General features: G+C 43.2%; 8 protein-coding genes and 1 riboswitch. Of the genes, 4 read left to right on the top strand and 4 right to left on the bottom strand.

What is annotated here, in order from left to right; translation table 11 throughout:
• Window positions 1–31 precede the first annotated feature (31 nt).
• Window positions 32–595, top strand: a complete 564-nt coding sequence (gene ahpC / locus K5677_RS03940) for an alkyl hydroperoxide reductase subunit C (RefSeq protein ID WP_296724915.1) — start codon at window positions 32–34, stop codon at window positions 593–595.
• On the top strand, window positions 595–2,220 hold the full coding sequence (locus K5677_RS03935) for an FAD-dependent oxidoreductase (RefSeq protein ID WP_296724913.1): 1,626 nt from the start codon (window positions 595–597) through the stop codon (window positions 2,218–2,220). Before ahpC ends, K5677_RS03935 begins: the two co-directional genes overlap by 1 nt.
• A gap of 399 nt (window positions 2,221–2,619) precedes the next feature.
• On the opposite strand, the gene K5677_RS03930 is transcribed toward K5677_RS03935, so the two are convergent.
• From K5677_RS03930 to K5677_RS14425, 4 genes are read right to left on the bottom strand one after another with little or no spacing between them, the layout of a single operon-like run.
• Entirely contained in the window at window positions 2,620–2,883 is a 264-nt protein-coding gene (locus K5677_RS03930; RefSeq protein ID WP_296724911.1) for a DeoR family transcriptional regulator, read from the bottom strand.
• Window positions 2,884–2,888: 5 nt separating this feature from the next.
• Entirely contained in the window at window positions 2,889–4,901 is a 2,013-nt protein-coding gene (gene feoB / locus K5677_RS03925; RefSeq protein ID WP_296724909.1) for a ferrous iron transport protein B, read from the bottom strand.
• Complete coding sequence (locus K5677_RS03920; RefSeq protein WP_296724905.1) at window positions 4,898–5,125, bottom strand: ferrous iron transport protein A; 228 nt, start codon at window positions 5,123–5,125, stop codon at window positions 4,898–4,900. Before K5677_RS03920 ends, feoB begins: the two co-directional genes overlap by 4 nt.
• The gene (locus K5677_RS14425) at window positions 5,103–5,312 is read right to left on the bottom strand and encodes a hypothetical protein (RefSeq protein ID WP_366848871.1); all 210 of its coding nucleotides are present in this window, start codon (window positions 5,310–5,312) and stop codon (window positions 5,103–5,105) included. The genes K5677_RS03920 and K5677_RS14425 overlap by 23 nt, the downstream gene beginning before the upstream one ends.
• A gap of 569 nt (window positions 5,313–5,881) precedes the next feature.
• On the opposite strand from K5677_RS14425, the gene K5677_RS03915 reads away from it, so the two are divergent.
• On the top strand, window positions 5,882–6,223 hold the full coding sequence (locus tag K5677_RS03915) for a hypothetical protein (RefSeq protein ID WP_296724903.1): 342 nt from the start codon (window positions 5,882–5,884) through the stop codon (window positions 6,221–6,223).
• A 189-nt stretch (window positions 6,224–6,412) separates the two neighbouring features.
• A riboswitch (Fluoride riboswitch) is annotated at window positions 6,413–6,484 on the top strand.
• A 43-nt stretch (window positions 6,485–6,527) separates the two neighbouring features.
• On the top strand, window positions 6,528–7,733 hold the full coding sequence (locus tag K5677_RS03910) for a cation:proton antiporter (RefSeq protein ID WP_296724901.1): 1,206 nt from the start codon (window positions 6,528–6,530) through the stop codon (window positions 7,731–7,733).
• The last annotated feature ends 14 nt before the right edge of the window (window positions 7,734–7,747 follow it).

Here is a 7,747-nt window from a genome sequence, read left to right as displayed (position 1 = left end):
CTGCACTTTATTTTTCAAGGAGTGATGTTAAATGTCATTGATCAACAAGGAAGTAAGCGATTTTTCTGTTCAGGCATATCAGAACGGAGAATTCAGGAAAGTCAGCAAGAGTGATATCATAGGTAAGTGGAGTGTTTTCTTCTTCTATCCAGCAGATTTCACCTTCGTTTGCCCGACAGAGTTAGAAGATTTGCAGAACAAGTATGCAGAATTCACGAAAATCGGTTGTGAAATCTATTCCGTATCTGCGGATACTCATTTTGTTCACAAGGCTTGGCACGATTCCTCCGAACGCATTAAAAAGCTTGAATACCCGATGCTTGCAGACCCGACTCATGCACTTTGCAGAGATTTCGACGTTCTGATTGAAGCGGACGGAATGGCTGAACGCGGCACCTTCGTGGTAAATCCAGAAGGCAAGATCGTGGCATATGAGGTCAATGCCGGAAATGTCGGAAGAAATGCAGAGGAGCTTTTTAGAAAGGTACAAGCTTTACAGTTCGTTCATGAACACGGCGATGAGGTTTGCCCAGCCAAGTGGCAGCCCGGTGCGGAAACGCTCAAGCCCAGCCTTGACCTTGTGGGGATGCTGTAATGCTGGATATAGATGAAAAAAAGCTTTATGATGTTGTAATCATCGGTGGCGGACCTGCCGGTCTGACAGCAGCCTTATATCTTGCACGAGCAAGGTACAGGGTTGTGGTCGTTGAAAAAGAAAAATTCGGCGGTCAGATTACAATCACGTCCGAGGTGGTCAACTATCCTGGTATCTTGCACACCGACGGCAATACCCTTACTAACACAATGCGCAAACAGGCTGAACGATTCGGAGCAGAATTCCTGCTTACAGAGGTAAGTTCACTGGATGTGACTGACGATATTAAGACGGTAAAAACCTCAAAGGGAAATCTGAAATGCTTTGGCATCCTGCTGGCAACGGGAGCGCATCCACGAATGATTGGCTTTAAGGGTGAGGCAGAATTTAGAGGACACGGTGTTGCGTATTGTGCGACTTGCGATGGTGAGTTTTTCACTGGGAAGCCGGTATTCGTAATTGGTGGCGGCTATGCTGCTGCGGAAGAAAGTGTATTCCTCACAAAATATGCAAGTCATGTGACTATTCTTGTCCGTGGAGATGATTTTACCTGTGCCGAGGCAGTTGCTCGTGAGACAAAGGAACACAAGGATATTACCATCCTCTACAATACCGAAGTGCTTGAAGTGACTGGAGAGGATTCATTAAAAACTATCACGTATAGAAACAACAAAACCGACGAGATCACGACCTATACGGCGGATACGAATGATACCTTCGGTATCTTTGTCTTTGCAGGATACGAACCCTCTACGGCACTTGTCAAGGACATTGCAGAGCTTGATTCACAAGGGTATATTATTACCGACAGGTCACAGAAAACAAATATCCCCGGTTTGTATGCTGCCGGTGATGTATGTGTAAAGCCGTTACGTCAGGTCGTTACTGCTGTTGGCGATGCGGCATTGGCTGCAACGGAACTTGAAAAGTACGCACAATCCATGCAGCGTAAAACCGGTCACATTCCGCAAAAGCCTGAAGCGGCAAAAAGCGTATCTTCACAATCGAAAGTAGATACGAATACAGACAGTACGTTGTTTTCATCAGATATGATTCAGCAAATGCAGACTGTCTTTGCAAGAATGGAAAGACAGCTCTTGTTGAAGCTGTATCTAGATGATTCGGCATTGTCTGTTGAATTGAAGACTTATATGTACGAAATGGCAAAGCTGACAGACAAACTCATTATACAGGAGAATCAAGAACCGGTTGATGACAGACCAATGGTTCAGATATGTGACTCAAACGGAAACTATTTGGGCTTGGCATTTCATGGAGTCCCAGGTGGTCATGAGTTTACTTCTTTCATGCTTGGATTATACAATGCGGCAGGTCCTGGTCAGCCACTTGATGATGTGCTGAAAGCAAAGGCACAGAGCATCAACAAGCAAACGGATATTCGCATTCTGGTGTCGCTGTCCTGCACGATGTGCCCAGAGCTTGTCATGAGCGCACAGCGCATTGCTGCATTGAACCCGAATGTGAGTACAGAAGTATATGATCTCAATCATTTTCCAGCGTGGAGAGAAACATATAATGTTATGAGCGTGCCTTGCATGATCATCAATGACGGAAAACCTATGTTTGGAAAGAAGAATATCGATCAGCTTTTAGAGTTAATATGATAAGAGCCTTGCCCCGTTTGGGGCAGGGCTTACTTTTATGCTTAACCATCACAAAAAATCCTCACAGCCGTAACTGTGAGGACTCTGTTGTTTTATTCAGATAAACACATTAACGTGAATATCGTGCCAGTTCAGAATTCTACGTTTGGTGGACTTTGCATAGAGATAATTCTTAGCATCGTCCAGATTCAACGTAAAATAGCTAATTTGTGTGTATTTCCGAATTACTTGCTTTCGCTTATTGCAGCCTGTACTGTGGATAGGAAGCAGGGAAACTCAAATAAATAGCTATTTTCGCCACAAACTCGATATAGAAAAAGTCCTCTACTTGCTGCGGTCATAATTGCTTACAGCGAAAAGCAAAGTTTAAACTTATTCGATATGAATAAGTAATCAGGATTATTTCGTAACGATCTCCCACATTTCCCCCATATTGCTCTCCGCATCTGCTGGCATACAGCCCTTGCAGCCTGTTCCACCCTCACAGCCGGTGCATCCGCTGCAGCCTTTCCCCGATGGAAACATAATCCTTCTAATGGTTCCGATTTGCTCCAGATACTCGATCTGACGGCGTATGTCATCAGAAGAAGTGTTCAGCTCCGCCGCAAGCATTTCAATAGTGCGGGAGCGTCCGTCTTTTAGCAATTCCAATAATTTCTGCATCTTTTTCACCAAATAAGCATTCCGATATGGTATGCGATGCAGCCAAGAAGAAGTGCCGATACCGTATAATACAGTGCAATCTTTGCAGTCCATTTTATTGAATGTATCTCCTGATATGTAGCAGCAAGAGCAACAACGCATGGAAGATTAAATGTTATCGCAAAGATAAATGCCAGTGCTTCTGGACGTGTTACATTTGCAAGCAGCAACTCGTTGAGATTTGCTGCTCTTTCACCTCCAGCCATTGCTTCAGAAAAGGCTGTGCCGATAGAGCCACCGGAATAAAGAGCTGTAATGACACCAACTGCGCCTTCCTTTCCAACAGATGATGCAATGAATGCAAGAAATAACTGCCATGGCATTCCAAAAAATTCTGTAACAGGTTCAATTGCCAGACCGAATTTTTCCAGAATACTATTCTCGCCTGTTCGGCCACCGTAGCTGAGCAGCCAGAAAATACCGCATACCAACAGTACGACCTTCACAACGCGGAAAAAAGTATCCTTTGTTCTGCCGAATACATAACGCATAAGTGCGCCCCACTTAGGTTTGTGATAAGGTGGTAGTTCCATGATCATGCCGCACTTTTCCTCTGTTTTAACAAGCTTTCTGCCAAAGATCTTTGCCGTTATCCACATATGCAGAATCATGGTCAACAGAAGTGCGATGATGATCAGAGGTGCGCCTGCGCCGAAGAATACAGTTGATAGCATCGGGATGATAGCCCAGGCAGCGCCGCATGGAACTGCCCACGCAAGAGCAATTGTCAGAACTTTCTGCCCCCAGTTGTCAATAACTCTTGCTCCTGCAGCACCGCCCATTGTACAGCCGAAGCTGACAAGAAATGGCATAACAGATTTACCCTGTAGACCAAGCTTGCCCATTGTGTTGTCAAACACATAGGAGATACGAGCCATTACACCGACTTCTTCAAGCAGACCGAATACTAACGTGACACCAAATACGAAGCCGAGCATTTTAATAACATATGAGAGCGACTGTATCAGCACATCACAAAGTATTCCGGTCATAAATGTAGATGCTCCTGAATCGGTAAGTGATGAACGAATGGCAGCATTAAGTGCATCCACTCCTGAACCAATACCCATGATTGGCAGTGCAGGTATAAACGATGCCAGAAGTCCCAACAAGACTGTCAGCACAACTGCCGGCTTACCCCAGAATTTATGCGTATAGATACGATCAAGTTTGCCAAGTGCAGCTTTTGTTTTGGTTTCAGTTACAGCTCCGCTGAGTATACTGTCTATCCACCTGAATTTGCATTCTCCGGTTAAAATTGCCGTTTCTGTACCTGTAGTCTGCATTTCTATTTGCTGCATTGAACTTTCCGGCAATGTATTTTTCAGCTTTGCAGTTACCACTTTATCATGCTCCAGAGTCTTGACTGTCAGCCACATCGGTGTATATCCCGGAATATCACAGTCTGAGATGCAATTCATGATATCATGATAGCCGCCAATCTTCTCATATTCTGCTTCCAATGCCGAGATATTGATATGTGCTTTCTCCTTCAGAGCGCGTTCCAACGTTGCATAGAATGTATCATAAGCCTTTTTATCTGTTGCAGAAAAGAGCATGACCGGTATACCAAGCTTTTGCTCTATTTTCTTTGCGTCTATCTTCTTACCGCGTTCATTTGCAACATCAGCCATATTAAGCACCAGAAAGCATGGTGCTGAAAGACCTGCATAGTCAGCAAGCATGAAAAGGCTACGTTCCAATTGTGAGCTATCAGCAAGAATACATACTACATCCGCCTTGCCAGACGCAATGAAATCACGTGTGATGACCTCTTCATCAGAGTTTGCAGACATACTGTAGGAGCCTGGCAAATCAGCAACGGAGTATGTATCACCATTGTGAGTGAATGTACCTTCCTTTTTCTCGACCGTCTTTCCCGGCCAGTTACCGACATGCTGACGAAGGCCGGTCAGTGAATTAAAAAGCGTGGATTTGCCTGAATTAGGCTGTCCGAGCAGAGCAATCGTTGCACTCATTTTCTCACCTCCGTAACTGTTATGCCTGAACATTCGTTACGGTTCACCGCAATCATCGTATCACGTGAATACAATAGCACCGGACGATTTTTATCGTTTTTGATGATCTGAACACGGCACCCGGGCGTAAGACCTATTGAGGTGATACGACTAATGAAACGCGCATCTCCTGTGATATTGCTGACCACCGCTTCTGTGTTTTCATCGAGCTCTCCTAGATTCATTTTTTTCCTCCTTGAATTCTGTCAGTGTATAGCTTGTGTCGCCAAGCATCGCTGCCGTTTCTCTGCGTGTCAGCGGATGCTTGGCATATAACTTTGCTGTTTTATTGCATAGATCAACAACAGCATAAACGCCTTCCACGGAATGAAAAGCGTTTTCTACATTTCGAACACAGTGGGAGCAGACCATACCCTCAATTTTAGCTGTATAATGATATGGATAATGTGAAAAATTTCGGTCAGCCACGCTGATTCTTGTAGCCGCAGCCTCATGTTCACCGCAGCAGCTACCTCCGTGTCGTATCTTATTAATGATTGTCAGGATAATCAGTATTACGCCGCAAACAGCGGCGGTTATCATTACAATATTCAATTTCTCACTCCTTATTTAATAGGATTAACTAATATTCAATCAAAAATAGCTTATCTGCTAAAGAACAGATTTTGTTTTACGGCACTAACATAAACAGTATAGCACAGCTTTCGTCAATTTGTCAAGTGTTCTCAAAACAAACTGTTTACGTTTTCAATATCAATTGCATTGATGTTAGTATAGAAGTTTATCCCCTAAGTATAACTAAATGCTTAGGGCATTATTATCTATTTTGATTACTGAGATCACCCAAATCAGGATTATTATAACTTAAAGCTTCAATTCATTGCCGCCCTTCACGGGCGGTTTTCCTTTTGTTCTATGCCCATATCACTCAGCTGGGATATCGTTTTGGTTATCTTGCCGAAAATACATTCGCGTTCGTTGTGAAGGATGATGAAGTTTTTAGAAAATGTTTTCAGGCTATTGACAGAAACGGTAAAATCACACGCTCACGATACGAGCCTAAAATATATAGATCCAAATATATGAGCTGGTACGATTATGATGACTCTTCATACTTTAATATGCATGAGAAGATACTTCTCGCCTACTGCGGTTGCTATGGAGTGGATAGCTCGGATGTAGAGCTCTTGCTTGAGTACGGCTACACCTGCGATGAGATCGAGGACATGCTCACAGATCACAGCCTGCTCCGAGAAGCTCTCAAGGATGTGAAGTATATCTGTGGTGAAGAAGTCTACGAGAGCTACTGCGGTGCATTTTGATAGTATTTAGTACTTGCTATATGGATTCTTCTATGGTATAATTATTCAAACAGCCGCTGACAGTGAATTTGCCAAGCAAAACTGTGGCGAGTCGCCGTTGGCATTTTCAAGGATAAGTTTGGAAAACATGGTTACACCTCCGTTCTTTATATTGACAACACGCTGGGAAAGTGCTATAATATAAAAAATGAATATTCAGGGAATGATGTTCTCCCTTGTGAAAACTAAACCGCTAATTAAGCTGATGACGTCTGCATTTTACGCAGATGTTGTCAGCTTTTTTGTTATATCAGGAGGAAATATAATGTTATTATCACTTGCTATTGTTTTTCTTGTTGGTCTTTCTGTTTCTGCGATTGTCCAGCAACTTAAACTTCCGCGAATTATAGGTATGCTTGCAGTCGGAATCATTACCGGACCGTATGTGCTTGACCTGCTTGATCCGTCTATACTCGGTATCTCTTCAGAATTACGCCAGATTGCACTTATTATCATTCTGATTAAAGCGGGATTGTCACTTGATTTGTCTGATTTAAAAAAGGTCGGCAGACCTGCTGTAATGATGTCATTTGTTCCGGCTTGCTTTGAAATACTTGGATATCTTTGCTTTGCACCAATTCTTCTGAATGTCAGCAAAATCGAAGCTGCTGTAATGGGTGCTGTATTGAGTGCCGTTTCTCCTGCTGTAGTAGTACCAAGAATGTTAAAACTTATAGAGGAAAAACGCGGAACAAATAAAAGCATACCGCAAATGATTCTCGCCGGAGCTTCCTGTGATGATATCTTTGTAATTGTTCTTTTCAGTACGTTTGTAACGATGGCACAGGGCGGTTCAGCTCAGATTACTGATTTCCTTAATATTCCCATTTCAATAATCCTCGGCATTGCACTCGGTATCATCACGGGAGCTGTGTTATTCATTCTGTTTGAAAAATGCTACCAGACGCAACATAAAATACGAAACAGCACAAAAGCGCTCATTCTGCTTGCAACTGCTTTTGTACTGATGTCCGTTGAAACGGCTCTCAAAACCCATATTTCTGTTTCTGGACTTCTCGCAGTAGTTGCAATGGCTTGTGTCATTAAAATAAAAACAGACAAATCTGTATCTGAGAGACTTTCTCAGAAATTCGGAAAGCTTTGGATTGCCGCCGAGATCATGTTATTTGTTCTGGTCGGCGCTGCTGTGGATATTCGTTATACATTGACAGCAGGTATTTCAGCCATTATTATGATTTTCATTGCGCTTGCCTTTCGCGCAATTGGCGTGTGTTTCTGTATGATCGGAACAAATCTTTCTTTAAAAGAAAGGCTGTTCTGCATAATAGCATACCTTCCGAAAGCAACAGTTCAGGCAGCAATCGGCTCCGTTCCGTTATCACTGGGCTTACCCTGCGGAAAAATCATACTTTCTGTTGCAGTTCTTGCAATACTGATTACAGCCCCACTTGGTGCAATCGGAATTGATGCAACAAGCAGGGCTTGGCTTAGTTCAAACAAATCTGACTAAACATTCAATGCATT

Source organism: Ruminococcus sp. (assembly GCF_024684275.1).
The sequence above is the reverse complement of the archived record's forward strand: the minus strand, read 5'-3'. Positions and strand labels throughout refer to the sequence as shown.